The following is a 17,864-nucleotide window of genomic DNA, read 5'->3' on the forward strand; positions in this document are numbered from 1 at the left end:
CGCGCTCCTCTGTGGCGAACACCACGAGGCGCGGCGACGACGGCGCGGAGATCGCGGCCCGCGCGCCGGGTATGGCGCGACAGGGGACACGGCAGCGGCCGACGCTATCCACCGCGCCGACCGCGCGCGGGGGGCGGCAGCAGGGTCGGGTCGACCGCGGCGACGGCGCGCGCGACGGCGGGCGGCAGCGGGCGCCGGGACTGGATCAGCCAGCGGATGCGCTCGGCGACCGCCGGCGTGGGGTCGCGCACGTACGGCACCACCGCCAGCAGCACGGCCTCGTCGTTGGGCTCGAGGCGGACGAGCGCGTGCGCCGCCCACACCCGCAGCATGGGGTCGCCGCCGACCGCCAGCGCCGGCACGACGTGCGCCGGCACGCGCCGGTCGCGCGGCGCCAGGCAGGCGATCAGGCGCAGGCCCTGCGGATCGCCGTAGGCCAGTGGCGGGATCTGCTCGGCCGCGATGTCGTCGCGCAGCGAGTCGTGGTCCGTGATCGCGCACAGGATGTCGACCGTCTCGTCGCTGAGCGGCTCGGCGAGCAATTGCCTGGCCGCGCGCAGCGCGAGGGCGTGGAGCTCGGCCGGATGCAGCCAGCCGACCAGCGTGGCGAAGTGCGCCAGCTCCAGTTGCAGGGCCGACGCGTGCAGTTGCGGCAGCAGGTCGAGCACGGCCCTGCGGGCGCCGTCGAGCGCCTGGATCTCCGTCAGCACCGAGCGCTCGGCCTGGTCGTAGCCAGCCGGCGGATGACGGGCGAGGAAGACCTGCAGCGTGGGCACGAACGCCAGGGCATCGGGGCGCAGCAGCAGCCCGTAGGCGACACGCAGGCGCTCGCCCACCGATCGCCGCTCGTCGTAGAGGGCGCAGATCTGGTCGTGTTGGGTCGCCGCGCTCTCCGCCGCCGACATGCCGCTGCTCTGGATCAACGCCGTGCCGGCGAAGGCGCTGAGCAGGGCCCGATTGGGCGTGCCGTCGGCGCCCGGCGTCGCCAGGGCGGCGCCGTAGTCGGGGCGCGCGCGCAGGTAGCGTTCGAGCATCGGGGCGCTGTAGCGGGCGCGCGGTGCCACCGACGCGAAGCCGTACAGGCGCGGCACGCCGGCGAAGATGCGCCGCAGCGATTCGCGAAAGCTCGGGCCGAGCGGACCGTAGCGCAGCGCCACCACGCGCTCGGCGGCGGCGCGATCGAAGCCGTGGTCGAGCAGCACCGCCAGATACTCCTCGGGGGTGCGACTGTCGGCGTCCTTGGACGCGAGGGTGTTGCAGGCCAGCAGGAACACCTCGCGCGGGCGATGGAAGAGGCCGGCGCAGCGCGGATCGCACGATGCCTCCTCCAGCTCCTGCAGGCTGAGCGAGTAGCCGCGGCGGCCGAAGAACCGGCCGGCGAACTCGCCCGAGACGACGACCAGATCGCAGGTGAGGTCGGCGCGGCAGGCGCTGCGCAGCCACGGCTGGGGCGCGCCGCTGGTCGCGGCGCTGAGCGGCGGGTGGGCGGCGGCGGGACCGAGATCGGTGAAGACGAAGCGCTGCGCGTCGAGATGGGAGCGAAAGACGTCGAGCTCGTCGGGCTCGTTCAGAGAGAGGAAGCAGGCGCGCAGCGGCGCCGGCGGCGGCGCGGCGGCGGGCGGCGATGCGCCGGCGGGCGCCGCCGCGCCAAGCGCGGCGGCGAGCAGGATCCACCGCCATCGCGCCACGCCGGCCGCGCGGGTCCGGTTGCCGGCCATGGAGGGAGAGTAGCGCGATCCGGGAGCGAGCGAACCCCGATCGATGCGCAACCTCGTCGCCGACCCGGCGATCGGCTGGCCGGTCCTCGATGCAGCCCCGGCGGCGATGGACCGCACGGCGACGAATCGGCGGCCGAGCGCGAGGACCCGGCGTCGGGGATCGCGTCCCCGCTCGCGGGCCCGCCGACCGTCAGCCCCCGCCAGGCCCCGCCAGCAGCGCGTCGGCGTCGGAGGCGCTGGCGAGTGAGCCGTCGCAGTGCAGGTAGCGCGAGGTGCGCAGCCAGGTCTGTTCGGGATAGTAGGCGAAGATCGCCGACCCGCCGGCGATCTCGTCGATCACCTGCGGCGCGACGTCCTCGGGCAGGCCCGGGCACCCCCAGGTGGTGCCGATCCTGCCGTACTGGGCGATGGTGGCGCGGCTCACGTACGAGGCGCCGTGCACGACGATCGCGCGCGCGCGGGCGTTGTCGTTGACGCCGGGCTCGAGGCCGGTGAGGCGCAGCGAGTATCCGTAACTGCCGGTATAGGCCTCGTCGGTACGGAAGAGGCCGAGGCTCGACTGGTGCGAATCGCGCTCGTTGGAGAACGCCACCGCCATGGTGTCGCCGCTGCGGTCGCCGTGCGCGACCAGTTCCTGGTGCAGCACCCGGCGTTGGCGAAGGTCGATGACCCACAGGCGTCGCTCGGTCGACGGCAGGCTGTAGTCGATCACGGTCAGGAGCGGGCGGGGGAAGCGGCCCTCGCGGGCGCCGCAGCGGAACGCCCGCAGGGCGAGGTCGAGGACCTCGCGACGCGGCCACGCCTGCGCCGCCGGCTCGACCTGCGCCGCCGGCGGCGGCGACAGCCGCGACGGCGCGGCCATGCAGCCGGCCAGGGCCCAGGTCAGCAACGCCAGGACCCACCCCGTGCGCCACCCAGCGGCGTTCGCGCCCCCATCCCTCACGACGAAGAGCAGGTAGCCGGGACGGCGGCGAAAGTCACCAGGAATGATGCGCGCCGCGGCGCCGTCTCTTTTTTGACCGCGGAGCGCGCGGAGAAGAGAATGATGGCGCGGATGGCCTCGGGATGATCGGCAAGGCTCGGGCGGGGGATCTCGGCACGCGTCCCCGATCGGGGGTGAAGGGCATCGGGAGATGGCGCACGCGGCCGCCAGCGCCAGTGACGCTCGGGCTGCTCCTCATCGTCGCCGGCGCGGCGGCGGCGAGCGAATCCGCGCCGGATGCGGTCGCCGTCCTTGCCAGTCCGGCCGCGCCGGTGGCCGGCGGGCCGCTGCGCGCGATGGCCGTCGCCGAACGCCCGCTCGACGTCGCCCTCACCGTCCTCGACCCGCGCGGCGTGCTGCTGGCGCGCACCCGCGAGCGCCACGGCGGGCCGCCGTACTGGTGGGAGGTCGAGGTGACGACCCGCCACCCCGGCACGTATCGGGCGTGCCTGGGTGGGACCATGGCGTGCGAGGAGGTGCGGGTGGACGCGGCGGCGGGGCGCCGTCCGGTCGGCGACGGCGCATGGCCCATCGCCCGGCAGTGGAACCGCGCCAGCGAGGACCTCTACGCGGCGTGGATCGAGAAGCTGTTCGACGACCCGCTGGCGGCGGAACCGAGTTGGCGCTCGCTGCACGAGGTGACGCGCCAACCCGAGCGCAACTTCCTCTTCGATCACCTCGGGCTCGGCGAGGACGGCGAGCGCGGCCTGCGCCTCGAGCCCGACTGCGCCGACCTGCCCTACGTGCTGCGCGCCTACTTCGCCTGGAAGCTCGGGCTGCCGTTCGGCTGGTCCGAGTGCTCGCGCGGCGACGGCGGCCACCCACCGAGCTGTCCGCGCTGGTCGGCGGCCCCCACCCTGCCGGCGGGCGGCGACGAGCTCGCCGCGGCGCAGCGCTTCTTCCTCGCCCTGGAGGACGCCGTGCAGTCGGGAAACGGCCGCGTGCCGGCGACCAGCGACGGCGGCGACTTCTATCCCACCCGTCTCTCCGTCGACGGGCTGCGCCCGGGCACCGTGTACGCCGATCCCTACGGGCACACGCTGCTGCTCGTCCAGCGCGTCGATCAGACGCCGTCGAGCCCCGGCCTCCTCCTCGCCGTCGACGCCCAGCCCGATGGCACGGTGGCGCGCAAGCGCTACTGGCGGGGCAACTTCCTCTTCGCCCTCGATCCGACGCTGGGCAGCCCGGGATTCAAGCGCTTCCGCCCGGTCGTCGGCGAGCGCGGCGCGCTGCGGCCGCTCGCCAACCGCGAGATCGCCGCCGCGCCCGACTACGGCGACTACGGGCTCGAGCAGTACGACGCCGGCGTCGAGGGCTTCTACGATCGGGTCGATGCCGTGCTCTCGCCGCGGCCGGTCGACCCCGAGCGCGTGTTCCGCGCCACCATCGATGCCCTCGAGGAGCAGATGCGCGCGCGCCTGCGCTCGGTCGCCAACGGCGAGGCGTACGTCGCCGCCCATCCCGGCGTCATCGCCATGCCCGAGGGCGCCTCGATCTTCGAGACCAGCGGCGCCTGGGAGGACTTCGCGACCCCGTCGCGCGACCTGCGCCTCCTGATCGCGCTCGACGTCGTGCGCGCCTTCCCGGCCAAGGTCGAGGCGCAGCCGCAGCGCTTCGCCATGCCGGCGGGGCGCCGCGCCGCCGAGGTGCGGGCGGACCTCGACGACCTGCTGCGCGCCGAGTCGGCGGCGCGGCAACTGACCTACACCCGCAGCGACGGCTCGCCGTGGACGCTGACCCTGGCCGACCTCCTCGGCCGCGCCGAAGCGCTGGAGATGGCCTACAACCCCAACGACTGCGTCGAGGTCCGCTGGGGCGCCGCCCCCGGCAGCGCCGAGATGGCCACCTGCCGGCGTCACGCGCCCGCCGAGCAGGCGGCGCGCATGGCGCGCTATCGCGTCTGGTTCCACGAGCGCCGGCGGCCACCGCGCTGACGGGCGATCCCCCACCCCCCCTGTTGCATGCGCCGGCCCGGGTTGGTTAGAGAAACAAGACCAATCCAGTCCGGTATCAATGATTCGCATCGGCAGGCTCACCGATTACGGCATCGTGCTGCTCAGCCATATGGCGGCGGCGCCGGATGCCGTGCACACCGCCAACGAGTTGGCGGCGGAGACCCATCTGCCGCTGCCGACGGTGAGCAAGCTGCTCCGCCTGCTGACCCGCGAGGGCCTGCTGCAGTCGCAGCGCGGGGTCAACGGCGGCTACGGCCTGGCGCGGGCGCCGGAACGGATCACCGTCAGCAGCGCCATCGCCGCCCTCGAGGGGCCGATCGCCCTCACCACCTGCACCTCGGCGGCGCCGAGCGACTGTTCGCACGAGCCGATCTGCCCGGTGCGCGGCCATCTCAACCTGATCAACCTCGCCATCCGCCAGGCGCTGGACAGCGTCACCCTGGCGGATCTCGCCCGCCGCCCGCGCGTCATGCCGCTGCCCGCCGCCCGCCCGGCGGCCGGCGGGTAGGAGAGGGTTGCCATGTCCTCCGCCAGCCCGAAGATCGAAGACTTCATCAACCGCGAATACGACGCCGGCTTCGTCACCGACATCGAGGCCGACACCATTCCGCCCGGCCTCAACGAGGACGTCATCCGCCTCATCTCGGCGAAGAAGGACGAGCCGCCGTTCATGCTCGAGTGGCGCCTGCGCGCCTTCCGCCACTGGCAGACGATGACCGAGCCGCGCTGGCAGAACGTCCACTACAACCCGATCGACTACCAGGACATCACCTACTACGCGGCCCCCAAGTCCGCCGCCGACGCGCCCAAGAGCCTCGACGAGGTCGACCCCAAGCTGCTCGAGACCTACGAGAAGCTCGGCATCCCGATGCGCGAGCGCGAGCTGCTGGCCGGCGTCGCGGTCGACGCCGTGTTCGACAGCGTCTCCGTCGCCACCACCTTCAAGAGCCGGCTCGCCGAGCACGGCATCATCTTCTGCTCGTTCTCCGAGGCCGTGCGCGAGCACCCGGAGCTGGTGCAGCGCTACCTCGGCTCGGTGGTCCCATACAGCGACAACTATTTCGCGGCGCTCAACTCGGCGGTGTTCAGCGACGGCTCCTTCTGCTTCATCCCGCGCGGCGTGCGCTGCCCGATGGAGCTGTCGACCTACTTCCGCATCAACGCCGCCAAGACCGGCCAGTTCGAGCGCACCCTGATCATCGCCGAGGACGGCGCCACGGTCAGCTACCTCGAGGGCTGCACGGCGCCGATGCGCGACGAGAACCAACTGCACGCCGCGGTGGTCGAGCTGTACGCGCACGCCGGCGCCTCCATCAAGTACTCGACGGTGCAGAACTGGTACCCGGGCGACGCCGAGGGCCGCGGCGGCATCTACAACTTCGTCACCAAGCGCGGTCTCTGCGAGGCCGACGCCAAGATCTCCTGGACCCAGGTCGAGACCGGCTCGGCGATCACCTGGAAGTACCCGAGCGTCATCCTCAAGGGCGACAACGCGGTGGGCGAGTTCTACTCGGTGGCGCTCACCAACCATCGCCAGCAGGCCGACACCGGCACCAAGATGATCCACATCGGCCGCAACACCCGCAGCACGATCCTGTCGAAGGGCATCTCGGCCGGCCGCGGCCAGAACTCGTACCGCGGCCTGGTGAAGGTGATGAAGAGCGCCGCCGGCGCCCGCAACTACACCCAGTGCGACTCGCTGCTGATCGGCGACCGGTGTGGCGCCCACACCTTCCCCTACATGGAGGTGCGCAACGCCTCGGCGACCGTCGAGCACGAGGCGACCACCTCGAAAATCAGCGACGACCAGCTCTTCTACTGCATGCAGCGCGGCCTCTCCGCCGAGGACGCGGTGTCGATGATCGTCAGCGGCTTCTGCAAGCAGGTGTTCAAGGAGCTGCCGATGGAGTTCGCCGTGGAAGCGCAGAAGCTCCTCGGCGTGAGCCTGGAAGGCAGCGTGGGATAGGATTGCGCCCACGGAGACATCCGCTTTGGGTTTTGCCTCCGTGTCTCCGTGCCTCCGTGGTGAAGAAAACAACCTATGGGTGATGTGATTCTCGAGATTGAAGGGTTGCGGGCCTCGGTCGACGGCACCGAGATCCTGCGCGGCATCGACCTGACGGTGCGGCGCGGCGAGGTGCACGCGATCATGGGGCCGAACGGCTCGGGCAAGAGCACGCTGTGCAACGTGCTCGCCGGCCGCGCCGGCTACGCGGTGACCGGCGGGCGCGTGCGCTACGACGGCCGGGACCTGCTGGCGATGGCGCCGGAGGAGCGGGCGCGCGAGGGCGTCTTCCTCGCCTTCCAGTACCCGGTCGAGATCCCCGGCGTCGGCAACACCTACTTCCTGCGCACGGCGCTCAACGCGCTGCGCAAGCACCGCGGCGAGGAGCCGATCGACGCCATGGATTTCCTCGCCCTGGTGAAGCAGAAGATGCGGCTGGTGGATCTCGACCCCAGGTTCCTCAACCGCGCGGTCAACGAAGGCTTCTCGGGCGGCGAGAAGAAGCGCAACGAGATCCTGCAGATGGCGGTGCTCGAACCGCGGCTGGCCATCCTCGACGAGACCGACTCGGGGCTCGACATCGACGCGCTGAAGGTCGTCGCCGACGGCGTCAACGCGCTGCGCAACGACCAGCACGCGGTGGTCGCCATCACCCACTATCAACGCCTCCTCACGTACCTGGTGCCCGACGTCGTGCACGTGCTGGCGCACGGCCGCATCGTCAAGTCGGGCGACAAGAGCCTCGCCGCCGAGCTCGAGCGCGATGGCTACGCCGGCATCGAGGTCGCCGCCGCGCCATGACCGCGCAGCCCGACATCGCGCAGCACCTGGCGCCGGCACGCCAGTTGCCGGCCGGCGCGCCGGGGTTCGTCGGCGCCCTGCGCCAGCGCGGCATGGCTCGCTTCGCGGCGCTCGGCTTCCCGACCACCCGCATCGAGGACTGGAAATACACCAACCTCGCGCCGATCGCGCGCGAGAGCTTCGCGCTCGCCCCGGACGGCATCGACGGCGCCGGCGAGCTGGCCGCCGCCGACCATCTCGGTGGCGCGATCGAGCTGGTCTTCGTCAACGGCCGCTTCGCCGAGGCCCTGTCGACCCGCCGCGAGCTGCCCCCGGGCGCCGCCGTCGGCAGCCTGGCGGAGGCGATCGCCGTGACGCCGGCGCTGGTCGAGCCCCACCTCGGCTCGCTGGCGGCGATCGACGACGACGGCGTGGTCGCCCTCAACAGCGCCTTCGTCCAGGACGGCGTGTTCGTGCATCTCTCCGCGGGCTGCCGGCTGGCGGCGCCGATCCACTGCCTGTTCGTGTCGCTGGCGAACGGCGCGCCGACCGTCAGTCACCCGCGCGTGCTGGTGGTCGCCGACGCGGGCAGCGCCGCCAGCGTGATCGAGCAGTACGTCGGCCGCGGCCGCTACTGGACCAACGCCGTGAGCGAGATCGTCGTCGGCCCGGGCGCGTCGATCGCGCACCACAAGGTGCAGCGCGAGGACACGCGCGCCTACCACCTCGCCGCCATCGCCGCCGAGCAGCGCCAGGACAGCCGCTTCGCCTCGCACGCCGTCGCCCTCGGCGCGGCGCTGTCGCGCAGCGCCATCGCCACCCGCCTGGACGCGCCGGGCGCGGTCTGCGACTTCGACGGCCTGTACATCGCCGACGGCACCCAGCACGTCGACCATCACACCACCATCGACCACGCCGCGCCGCGCGGCACCAGCCGCGAGCTGTACAAGGGCATCCTCGCCGGGCGCGCCACCGGGGTCTTCAACGGCAAGGTGTTCGTGCGCCCCGACGCCCAGCAGAGCGACGCGCAACAGATGAACCAGAACCTGCTGCTCAGCGACGACGCGCAGGTCGACACCAAGCCGCAGCTCGAGATCTTCGCCGACGACGTGAAGTGCAGCCACGGCGCGACCATCGGCCAGCTCGACGACGACGCGATCTTCTATCTGCGCGCTCGCGGCATCGACCAGCCCGACGCCCGCCGCCTGCTGATCTACGGCTTCGCCAACGAGCTCGTCGAGCGGATCGCCGTCGAGTCGCTGCGGCGACAGATGGAGGCCATGCTGGCCGATCGCCTGCCGGCCGTCGTGGGAGCGCTCGCGTGAGCCGCGCCGCCACCACCGCCGCTCGCGCCGCCTCCCCGGCGCTCGACGTCGAGCGCCTGCGCGCCGACTTCCCCATCCTCTCCCAGCAGGTGCACGGCAAGCCGCTCGTCTACCTCGACAACGCCGCCTCGGCGCAGAAGCCGCGCCAGGTGATCGACGCCGTCGCCCGCTTCGACGCCACCGACTACAGCAACATCCACCGCGGCGTGCACGCCCTCAGCCAGCGCGCCACCGCGGCCTTCGAGGCGGCGCGCGACGCGGTGCGCGACTTCCTCAACGCCGCCGACCGCAAGGAGATCATCTTCACCCGCGGCACCACGGAGAGCATCAATCTGGTGGCCCACAGCTACGCCCGCGCGGTGTGCAACCTCGGCGATGAGATCGTCGTCTCGGCGATGGAGCACCACTCCAACATCGTGCCCTGGCAGATGGTCTGCCGCGAGCGCGGCGCCGTGCTGCGCGTCATCCCGATGAACGACGCCGGCGAGCTCGACCTCGAGGCCTACGCCCGCCTGCTCGGGCCGCGCACCAAACTGGTCTCGGTGGTGCACGTCTCCAACGCCCTCGGCACCGTCAACCCGGTGGCCGAGATGGTGCGCCTGGCGCACGCCCACGGCATCCCGGTGCTGCTCGACGGCGCCCAGGCGGTGCCGCACCTGCCGGTCGACGTGCAGGCGCTCGACTGCGACTTCTACGCCTTCTCGAGCCACAAGCTGTTCGGCCCCACCGGGGTCGGCGTGCTCTACGGCAAGGCGGCGCTGCTCGACGGCATGCCGCCCTACCAGGGCGGCGGCGAGATGATCAGCGCCGTGACCTTCGAGAAGACCTTCTACAAGGGCCTGCCGGCGAAGTTCGAGGCCGGCACGCCGAACATCACCGGCGTCGTCGGCCTGGGCGCCGCCATCGCCTACGTCAATGGCATCGGCCTGCCGGCCATGGGCGCCTGGGAGCACGAGCTGCTCGCCTACGCCACCGCCCGCCTCGCCGAGCTGCCGCAGGTGCGGATCATCGGCACGGCGCACGACAAGGCGAGCGTGCTGTCCTTCGTCATCGAGGGGGTCCATCCGCACGACATCGGCACCATCCTCGACCGCGACGGCATCGCCGTGCGCGCCGGCCACCACTGCGCGCAACCGGTGATGCAGCGCTTCCGGGTCCCGGCGACGACGCGCGCGTCGTTCGCCTTCTACAACACCACGGCGGAGGTCGACGCGCTGGTCGCCGGCGTCCGCTCGGTGATCGAGGTGTTCGCGTGAACGACGAGCTGCGCGAGCTGTACCAGGACGTCATCATCGAGCACAGCAAGCGGCCGCGGAACTTCCACGCCCTCGCGCACGGCACCAAGGCCGAGGGCTACAATCCGCTCTGCGGCGACACCGTCACCGTCTACGTCGACATGGACGGCGAGCGGGTCAGCGACTGCGCCTTCCAGGGCCACGGCTGCGCCATCTCCACCGCCGCCGCCTCGGTGATGACCGAGACGCTGAAGGGCAAGACCCGCGCCGAGGCGGACGCGATCTTCAACGAATACCACGATCTGGTCACCGGCCACGGCCACGCCGACCCCGAGCAGCTCGGCAAGCTCGCCGTCTTCGCGGGCGTGAGCGAATTCCCCGCCCGCGTCAAGTGCGCCACCTTGTGCTGGCACACCGCCCGCGCGGCCCTGGAAGGCAAGGACGAGCCCGTCTCCACGGAATGACGATGGTCACCGCAGGGACGCAGAGACACGGAGGCTGCCCGCCAGCAGGCGCTCTCCGCGACTCCGCGCCGCGGCGGTGAAGGATTGAGTCGACAATGCCCTTCGAAGAAGTAACCCTGTCGCGCGACGTCGAGGTGGTCATGATCCCGCAGGGCGTCACGACGACGCTGCGGGCGGGCACGCCGGCGGTGATCACCCAGTCGCTCGGCGACAGCTACACGCTGCAGGTGCAGAGCTTCGGCGGGCTGTATCGCCTCTCCGGGGCGAACGCCGACGCCATCGGCAAGACGGCGGGCGGCGCCGCGCAGGCGCCCGTCGATCCCAACGCGCCGGTGAGCGAGGACCAGGTCTACGCCGAGCTGCGACAGGTGTACGACCCGGAGATCCCGGTCAACATCGTCGAGCTCGGGCTGGTCTACGACCTCGCCATCGAGAAGCTGGCGAGCGGCGGCAGCAAGGTGGCGGTGAAGATGACCCTCACGGCTCCGGGCTGCGGCATGGGCGACATCATCGCCGACGACGCCCGCCGCCGCATCGCCGCGCTCCCCGGGGTCGCCGACGCCGAGGTCCAGGTGGTCTTCGATCCCCCCTGGAACCAGAGCATGATGAGCGAGGCCGCGAAGCTCGAATTGGGCATGCTGTGACGCCGGCGCCGGCGAGCACTGGATTCGCGGCCCGCGCCGCCGCCGGGTTCGGCGGCGCGCTGCTGGCGCTCAGCCTCGTGGCCGCGCCGGTTGGCGCCTGCAGTGGCGACTGCGCCAGCCGCGGCGCGGTCGGGGTGACCGACCTGGTGCTGGCCGTGTCGATCGCCCTCGGCGAGAGCGCGCTCGACCGCTGCGTCGCGGCCGACGCCGACGGCGACGGCCGCGTGTCGGTGGGCGAGTTGGTGGCCGCCGTCGGGCACGCGCTCGACGGCTGTCCAACCGTGATCGACCAACGCTGGGAGGGTCCGGTCGGCCCCTGCGACAAGCCGAGCATCATCTACCAGATCCGCGCCCACCAGCCGATCGGACAGGAGTTCACGCCGACCCATCCGCTGCTGGCGGGCGCCGAGGTGTATCTGCGCGCCTCCGCGCCGCCGTACGAGGGCAGCGTCTCGATGCTCGTCCACGAGGACACCATCGACGGCGCGGTGCTCGGCAGCGCGACCCGGTTCGCCACCTTCCCCCCGTCGGCGGCCGGCTGGCAACGCTTCCTCTTCCCGACGCCGCTGCCGCTCGAGCCGGGCCGCCGCTACGTCATCGAGCTGACGGCCGAGGACGCGGTCCTCATGTGGCTGACCGATCAGGGCGCCCCGCCCTGCGACCCGGACGGCTACCGCGGCGGCCAGGGCATCCTGCTCGGCCAGCCGTTCGACAACGACGCCTACTTCCGCACCCTCGCCGTCGAATAGGCTCCCGCCGCGGCGGGCCCGCCAGCGGATCCCCCATCGCGGTTTGCTCAAAGCCTCACCCCGGCTAGAAGGGGCCATGGTCATGCTGCGGCGGCTCCTCCTGACGATCGGCTTCGCGACCCTCCTCGGCGGCTGCGGGAGCGACGGGCACCACGGCGGCGGCGCCACCCCGACGCCCACGCCGGTGATCGGACAGGAGCAACAGCCGTTCGATCTCGGCCTCGCGCTCGCCCTCGGGCGGCTCTGTCTGCAGTCGTACCAGATGCTCACCGACTACGAGCAGGGGACGACGTTCTCCCTGCCGCCGCCGTACACGTTGCAGGCCCAGTATCTGACCCCCGAGCACTATCCGGGTGAGCCGTTCTCGTCGGAGGTGCCGATCGCCTTCGTCGCCACCAGCGGCAACGCGATCTACGTCGTCTTCCGCGGCACCAAGACGATCGCGGAATGGATCTCCGACGCGACCTTCACCCAGGTGCCGTACGCGCCGGTGAGCGGCGGCGGCAAGACGGAGACCGGGTTCACCACCATCTACGAGACCGTCAACACCGCCATCATCGCGGAGGTGAACGGGCTCGCGGCGTCGAGCGGCTACACCACGCTGTACGTCACCGGCCACAGCCTCGGCGCCGCCCTCGCCACGCTCGCCGCGCCGGAGCTGGCGCGGGCGACCCGCTTCTCGGCGCCGATCCTCTACAACTTCGCCAGCCCGCGCGTCGGCGATCCCGAGTTCGCCTCGCTGGTCGACGCCCTGCCGACGAGCTGGCGCATCGCCAACAGCAACGACGAGGTGCCGAAGCTGCCGCCGGCGGTGGCCGTGGTCTTCCACGGCGACGACCCCACCTTCTATTTCTACGAGCACATCGACAGCGAATACGGCATCACCTTCGGCCGACCGATCCGCGATCTCACCGACCTCGAGGAGGATCACGCGATGTGCAACTACTACGCGACCCTCTGCGACCGGACGGACACCCCGACGGCATGCAAGCGGATGGCCGGCGGCGCCGACGGCTGCGATCCGGGTTGACGCCGCCCGCGCGCTCCGCGGTCATGGATCGCCGCGCACGAGCTTGCGCACCATGACGATCGCCGGGTTGGCGGGCGGCGGCTCCAGCGGCGCCTCGCGCCAACGCCCGTCGCCGGCGATCGCCGCCAGGATCCGTGCCGTTCGCGGCGCGAACAGCGGCGTCATCGACGGCACGGTCGCGACGTACAGCGTCGTCCGGTCGCTGTGCGCGAGCGCGTCGAGGAAGGCATCCACCTCGCGGTCGTCGTAGATCGGCTCGTAGAAGGCGTCGCGCCGACCGTTGGCGAAGGCGACGATCTGGTTGCCGATCCCCCAGGTCGCGGCGACCACCATCGCGTCCGGCTGCGCCGCCAGCCATTGCGCGGCGCGCGTCTGCGCCGGATCGAAGCGCGGCGCGGTGCGATGGTCGGCGATCGCGGTCATCGTCGTCACCAACGTCGGCAGGCGCAGCAGCACCAGCAGCGCGACCAGCATCCGCGCCGCGCCCCACCGCCGCGCCGGCCCCGCCGCGAGCACCGCCAGGGCGACGTACTGGAACGGCGTGCCGGCGATCCAGTGGTGCGCGCCGGTGCGCCGCGGCAGCAGCAGCAGGACGACGAGGATGGCGACGTAGGCGAGCATGAAGCGGCGCGACGCGCGGCGCGCGCAGCCGACGCCGATGGCGACCAGCGTCAGCAGCGCCTCGCTGCCGATCAGCGGTCGCGGCGCCGGCAGATCGAGCACCCAGCGGCGCACCCAGTCGCCCTGGCCGAGCGAGAGATAGTGGCCGAGGATCTGCCACCACGGCCGCGCCGTCGGGTCGGTCAGGTCCGAGAGCGAGATCGGCCCCTCGCCCTGCCACCACGTCACCGCGTTGACGATCGCCAGCGGCGCCCCGCCCAGTGCCAGCCCGAGCACGGCCAGCGCGAGCTGGCGGCGCGGCGCGCCGGCGAGGGCGATCGCCAGCGCCGGCAGCAGCACCACGTTGCTCAGCTTCTCGTACAGGGCGAACCCGACGATGGCGCCGAGCGCGACCGCGGCCGCCGGCGTCGGTCGGTCGTTCCGCAGCCACACGGCGATGAAGGCGCAGCGCAGCGCGAACGCCAGCGCCGTCGGCCCCCAGTCGTGGCGCGTGGTGAGCAGCAGGGTCACATCGGTGAGGAGGAGCGCCGCGAAGACCAGCGCCGCCACCCCACCCCAGCGCCGGCCGACGGCGCTGCCGCACCAGATCCAACCGGCGACCACGAAGGCGACGCCGAACCAGCGCCAGGCGGCGACCGTGAACGACCAGCCGCTGGCCTCCAGCACGAGGGCGAAGAGCGCCGACTTGACCGCGCCGCTGTAGCTCATGGTCATCCAGGGCACGCCGCCGAGGACGGCGCGGCAGAAGTGCCCCGGCCGACCGCCCAGCCAGGCGAAGACCGCCGGCACCTGGTGCGCCTCGTCGTAGTAGAGGCCGGGGGCGGCGAGCTGATGACCCGCGAGCGCCGCGAAGAGGGCGGACGAGGCGACGGCGATCGCCAGCGACCCGGTGCGCGTCACGCGCCGGCCATACACCACCGGCGCCGCGAGGGCGACGCGCGCTCAGGCGCTGTGGCGCGCCGGCGCGTCGGCCTCGACGGGCAGCATGCGGTCGATGAGCTCGAACAGCTCGCTGGGCTGGATCGGTTTCGCCAGGTAGTCGTCCATGCCGGCGAGCAGACAGCGTTCGCGGTCGCCCTTCATGGCGTGCGCGGTCATGGCGATGATCGGCCGCCGGATGCCCGTGCCGCGCTCGGCGGCGCGCAGCGCCGCCGTCGCCTCGAAGCCGTCCATCTCCGGCATCTGCACGTCCATGAGCACCAGGTCGAAGCGCTGCTCGACCGCGGTGGCGACCGCATCGCGGCCGTTGTCGACGACCACCACCTGATGGCCGCGCTTCTCGAGCAGCCGCACCGCCAGCCGCTGGTTGACCTGGTTGTCCTCGGCCAGCAGCACCCGCAGGACGCGGCCGCCGGCGGCGCGCGGCGCCGGCGGCGGGGCGCTCGCCCGCGGCTCGGGCGAGCCGAGCGCGGTGACGATGGCGTCGAGCAGCTCCGACTGGCGGATCGGCTTCACCAGATAGGCGGCGATGCCGAGCTCGCGACAGCGCGCCAGGTCGCCCGGGCGATCGTCCGAGGTCAGCATCAGCACCGTGCTGCCGGTGAGGGTCGGATCCTCCTGGATGCGGGCGGCCAGCGCGAAGCCGTCCATCTCCGGCATGCGGCCGTCGATCAGCACCAGCGGGAACGGCGTGCCGGCGGCGCGGGCGCGGATCAGGGCGCGCAGCGCCTCGGCGCCGCTCTCCACGGCCGTCGGCAGCATGCGCCAGTTGCGCAGGCACTGCTCGACCAGGCGCCGGTTGGTGGCGTTGTCGTCGACCACCAGGGCGCGCAGGTCGCGGAGCTGGGCGACCGTCTCGCCGTCGAGGTTGGCGCGCGGCGCCAGCGCGGCGACGCCGACGCGGGCCGTGCAGTGGAACGTGCTGCCGCGCCCGGGCTCGCTCTCCACCCAGAGGCGGCCGCCCATCATGTTCGCCAGGCGGCCGCAGATCGCCAGCCCGAGGCCGGTGCCGCCGTAGCGGCGGGTAGTCGAGGAGTCCGCCTGCTCGAACGCCTGGAAGATGCGCGTCTGCTGCTCGGCCGAGATGCCGATGCCGGTGTCGCGCACCGACAGGCGCAGCGTCACCTCGGTCCCGTGCGCGGCCTCGAGCTCGACGCGCACCACCACCTCGCCGGCATCGGTGAACTTCACCGCGTTGCCGACCAGATTGACCAGGATCTGACGCAGGCGGTTGGCGTCGCCGATCAGCACCGGCGGCACGTCCGGGGCGCGATCGTAGACCACCTCCAGCCCCTTGGCGTGGGCGCGGACCGCCAGCGTCTTCAGGGTCGCGTCGACCACCGCGTCGAGATCGAGCTCGCTCGCCTCGAGCACCAGCTTGCCGGCCTCGATCTTCGAGAAGTCGAGGATGTCGTTGATCACCGCCAGCAGCGAGTCGGCCGACGACTTCGCCATCTCCAGGTACTCGCGCTGCTCGGCGGTGAGCGCGGTGTTCAGCGCCAGCTCGGTCATGCCGATGACGCCGTTCATCGGCGTCCGGATCTCGTGGCTCATGTTGGCGAGGAACTCGCTCTTCGCCTGGCTCGCCGCCTCCGCCGCCTCCTTCGCCTGGCGCAGCTCGACCGCCGCGTGCTTGCGCTCGATGGCGATGGCGGTGAGATCGGCCATGGTCTCGACCAGGCGCAGCTCGGCGGCCGTGGGCCCACGCGGCTCCTGGTAGTAGACGGCGAGCGTGCCGAGCACGGCGCCAGTGGTGGCGAGCACCGGCGTCGACCAGCAGGCGCGCAGCCCCTGCGCCAGCGCCACCGCCGCGTAGTCGACCCACCGCGGATCGGTGGCGATGTCGGTCACGACGACGCGCTGGCGGGTGAAGGCGGCGGTGCCGCAACTGCCGACGGCCGGGCCGAAGGCGACGGATGCGGTGGCGGCGGCGTATGCCGGCGGCAGGCTCTGCACCGCTCCGTGGCGCAACATCCCCGTCGCGGTGTCGAGCACCAGGATCGAGCACAGCGCCCGATGCGCCTGCGCTTCGACGAAGTGGGCGATCGCCTGCAGGGAATCGGACAGCGGCGCGTCCTCGGCGATCATGCCGAGCACCTGCTTCTGCACCGCCAGCAGCGCCTCGGCGCGGTCCCGCTCGGTGACGTCGCGCGAATTGAAGATGATCCCCGGCCGGCCGCCGCCGGCGTCGTCGAGGCGCTTGCCGACCGCCTCGACGGTGCACCACGACCCGTCGAAGCGACGGAAGCGGCAGCGCGTGGGCGGAATCGGCTCGGCGGACGCGAGCGCGTGCGCGAACGCCTGGCGGATCGCCGCCGCGTCGTCGCGATGCGCGAAGGCGAACAGCGACTGCCCGAGGATGACGTCGGCGGGGCCGCCGAAGATGTGCGCGAACGAGGGGCTCTCGTAGCGCACGATGCCGTCGGCATCGACGATGGTGATCAGATCGGAGGTCTGCTCGATCAGCGTCCGCAGGCGGGTTTCGCTCTGCTGCAGCGCCGCCGTCATGCAATCGCGCTCCTGCTCGCGATCCTCGATGCGGGCGCGATGGCGGCTGACCTCGCGGGCGACGACGAGGGACACGACGAAGGCCACGAAGGTCAGCAGCAGCGTCGGCTGGAGCAGCGCGCCGGCGCCGCCGCCGGGAACCAGCAGCGCGTTGACCACCAGGGTCGCCGCCTGCACCGCGACCAGCAGCGCCTGCGCTCGCCATCCCCACGGCAGGAGCGCCGCCGTGAACATCGACATGACGACGAAGGACATGGGCACGAGGGCGTTGTCGCGCGGAATCAATACCCCCGAGGCACCGGCGGAGATCGCCACCAGAATCATCGCCGCGACGCCGATGGGCAGCGCGTAGGGCTGCACCGCCGGCCGGCGCAGGGCGAGCAGCGCCGCGGCGAAAGCGGCGGCGCACAGGCCGCGCAGCAACGCGATCTGCAGGCGGACATCAGGGGTCGCCTGCAGGTCGGCGAGGACGATGACGATGAACAGGACGTAGATCGCCAGGCAGAGCCACAGCCCCACCCGCAGCCGCTGCAGCAGCAGCTCGGACAGACTGCCCGCCGCGCTGTCCCGGCCGAACGACACGCCGCCGCTCCCCATCACGCCCGGCCGATGCACCCGCCATGCCACGTGCCCGGGCTCGACACGGCGCCGCCTCAGCCGATCGCGACCGCGCCGCAGCGACAAACCCCCGTCGACCACACCGGCCCGGCGTCCGACCGATGCCGGCCCGGGAGGATCCCGCCCTCGCCCGCCCCGCCCTCCTCGCCGGATCCTCTGGTCAGGGCCGGGATACGGGCAAGGGGGCTTTGCCCAAGAAAGGTTGCTGGGTTGTTAGTTGTTAGGTTGTTGGTCTCAGAAGCCGTTCAGGCCTAACAACTAACAACCTAGCAACCTAACTAACAACCTGGG

At 72.2% G+C, this 17,864-nt stretch carries 14 protein-coding genes; 10 read left to right on the top strand and 4 right to left on the bottom strand.

Going from position 1 to position 17,864, the window contains the following annotated elements; translation table 11 throughout:
• Nucleotides 1-104: 104 nt before the first annotated feature.
• Both KF840_18600 and KF840_18605 read right to left on the bottom strand, forming a co-directional pair.
• Nucleotides 105-1,718, bottom strand: a complete 1,614-nt coding sequence (locus tag KF840_18600; GenBank protein MBX3026922.1) for a hypothetical protein — start codon at nucleotides 1,716-1,718, stop codon at nucleotides 105-107.
• A gap of 190 nt (nucleotides 1,719-1,908) precedes the next feature.
• Nucleotides 1,909-2,661 (bottom strand): murein L,D-transpeptidase catalytic domain family protein, encoded by a 753-nt coding sequence (locus KF840_18605; GenBank protein ID MBX3026923.1) that lies wholly within the window; start codon nucleotides 2,659-2,661, stop codon nucleotides 1,909-1,911.
• Between the two features lie 215 nt (nucleotides 2,662-2,876).
• Between KF840_18605 and KF840_18610 the strand changes: the two genes are divergently transcribed.
• The 10 genes from KF840_18610 to KF840_18655 all read left to right on the top strand — a co-directional run bounded on the left by KF840_18610 (nucleotide 2,877) and on the right by KF840_18655 (nucleotide 12,887).
• On the top strand, nucleotides 2,877-4,634 hold the full coding sequence (locus KF840_18610; GenBank protein MBX3026924.1) for a hypothetical protein: 1,758 nt from the start codon (nucleotides 2,877-2,879) through the stop codon (nucleotides 4,632-4,634).
• 79 nt (nucleotides 4,635-4,713) lie between these two features.
• Nucleotides 4,714-5,163, top strand: a complete 450-nt coding sequence (locus tag KF840_18615; GenBank protein MBX3026925.1) for an SUF system Fe-S cluster assembly regulator — start codon at nucleotides 4,714-4,716, stop codon at nucleotides 5,161-5,163.
• Nucleotides 5,164-5,175: 12 nt separating this feature from the next.
• The gene (gene sufB / locus KF840_18620; protein MBX3026926.1) at nucleotides 5,176-6,621 is read left to right on the top strand and encodes a Fe-S cluster assembly protein SufB; all 1,446 of its coding nucleotides are present in this window, start codon (nucleotides 5,176-5,178) and stop codon (nucleotides 6,619-6,621) included.
• Between the two features lie 75 nt (nucleotides 6,622-6,696).
• Nucleotides 6,697-7,461: a Fe-S cluster assembly ATPase SufC gene (gene sufC, locus KF840_18625; GenBank protein ID MBX3026927.1), complete on the top strand. Its 765-nt coding sequence runs from the start codon at nucleotides 6,697-6,699 to the stop codon at nucleotides 7,459-7,461.
• Complete coding sequence (gene sufD, locus KF840_18630) at nucleotides 7,458-8,765, top strand: Fe-S cluster assembly protein SufD (protein MBX3026928.1); 1,308 nt, start codon at nucleotides 7,458-7,460, stop codon at nucleotides 8,763-8,765. Before sufC ends, sufD begins: the two co-directional genes overlap by 4 nt.
• Nucleotides 8,762-10,021, top strand: a complete 1,260-nt coding sequence (locus KF840_18635) for a cysteine desulfurase (GenBank protein MBX3026929.1) — start codon at nucleotides 8,762-8,764, stop codon at nucleotides 10,019-10,021. Before sufD ends, KF840_18635 begins: the two co-directional genes overlap by 4 nt.
• The gene (locus KF840_18640; protein MBX3026930.1) at nucleotides 10,018-10,464 is read left to right on the top strand and encodes an SUF system NifU family Fe-S cluster assembly protein; all 447 of its coding nucleotides are present in this window, start codon (nucleotides 10,018-10,020) and stop codon (nucleotides 10,462-10,464) included. Before KF840_18635 ends, KF840_18640 begins: the two co-directional genes overlap by 4 nt.
• Nucleotides 10,465-10,559: 95 nt before the next feature.
• Nucleotides 10,560-11,108, top strand: a complete 549-nt coding sequence (sufT, locus tag KF840_18645) for a putative Fe-S cluster assembly protein SufT (protein MBX3026931.1) — start codon at nucleotides 10,560-10,562, stop codon at nucleotides 11,106-11,108.
• On the top strand, nucleotides 11,105-11,857 hold the full coding sequence (locus tag KF840_18650) for a hypothetical protein (protein ID MBX3026932.1): 753 nt from the start codon (nucleotides 11,105-11,107) through the stop codon (nucleotides 11,855-11,857). The genes sufT and KF840_18650 overlap by 4 nt, the downstream gene beginning before the upstream one ends.
• Before the next feature lie 82 nt (nucleotides 11,858-11,939).
• Complete coding sequence (locus KF840_18655; GenBank protein ID MBX3026933.1) at nucleotides 11,940-12,887, top strand: lipase family protein; 948 nt, start codon at nucleotides 11,940-11,942, stop codon at nucleotides 12,885-12,887.
• A 21-nt stretch (nucleotides 12,888-12,908) separates the two neighbouring features.
• Here the strand turns inward: KF840_18655 and KF840_18660 are convergent, their stop codons facing one another.
• Nucleotides 12,909-14,408: a hypothetical protein gene (locus KF840_18660; protein ID MBX3026934.1), complete on the bottom strand. Its 1,500-nt coding sequence runs from the start codon at nucleotides 14,406-14,408 to the stop codon at nucleotides 12,909-12,911.
• Between the two features lie 42 nt (nucleotides 14,409-14,450).
• Nucleotides 14,451-17,537 (bottom strand): response regulator, encoded by a 3,087-nt coding sequence (locus tag KF840_18665; GenBank protein MBX3026935.1) that lies wholly within the window; start codon nucleotides 17,535-17,537, stop codon nucleotides 14,451-14,453.
• Nucleotides 17,538-17,864: the final 327 nt, after the last annotated feature.

This window comes from bacterium (genome assembly GCA_019637795.1).
In the GTDB taxonomy this organism is placed as follows: Bacteria; Desulfobacterota; Binatia; order HRBIN30; family CADEER01; genus JAHBUY01.

Bases quoted from the DNA above. Each gene is read 5' to 3' on its own strand.
- KF840_18600 (MBX3026922.1), bottom strand. From the start codon at position 1,718: ATGGCCGGCAACCGGACCCGCGCGGCCGGCGTGGCGCGATGGCGGTGG.
- KF840_18615 (MBX3026925.1), top strand. From the start codon at position 4,714: ATGATTCGCATCGGCAGGCTCACCGATTACGGCATCGTGCTGCTCAGC.
- sufB (MBX3026926.1), top strand. From the start codon at position 5,176: ATGTCCTCCGCCAGCCCGAAGATCGAAGACTTCATCAACCGCGAATAC.
- sufC (MBX3026927.1), top strand. From the start codon at position 6,697: ATGGGTGATGTGATTCTCGAGATTGAAGGGTTGCGGGCCTCGGTCGAC.
- sufD (MBX3026928.1), top strand. From the start codon at position 7,458: ATGACCGCGCAGCCCGACATCGCGCAGCACCTGGCGCCGGCACGCCAG.
- sufT (MBX3026931.1), top strand. From the start codon at position 10,560: ATGCCCTTCGAAGAAGTAACCCTGTCGCGCGACGTCGAGGTGGTCATG.
- KF840_18655 (MBX3026933.1), top strand. From the start codon at position 11,940: ATGCTGCGGCGGCTCCTCCTGACGATCGGCTTCGCGACCCTCCTCGGC.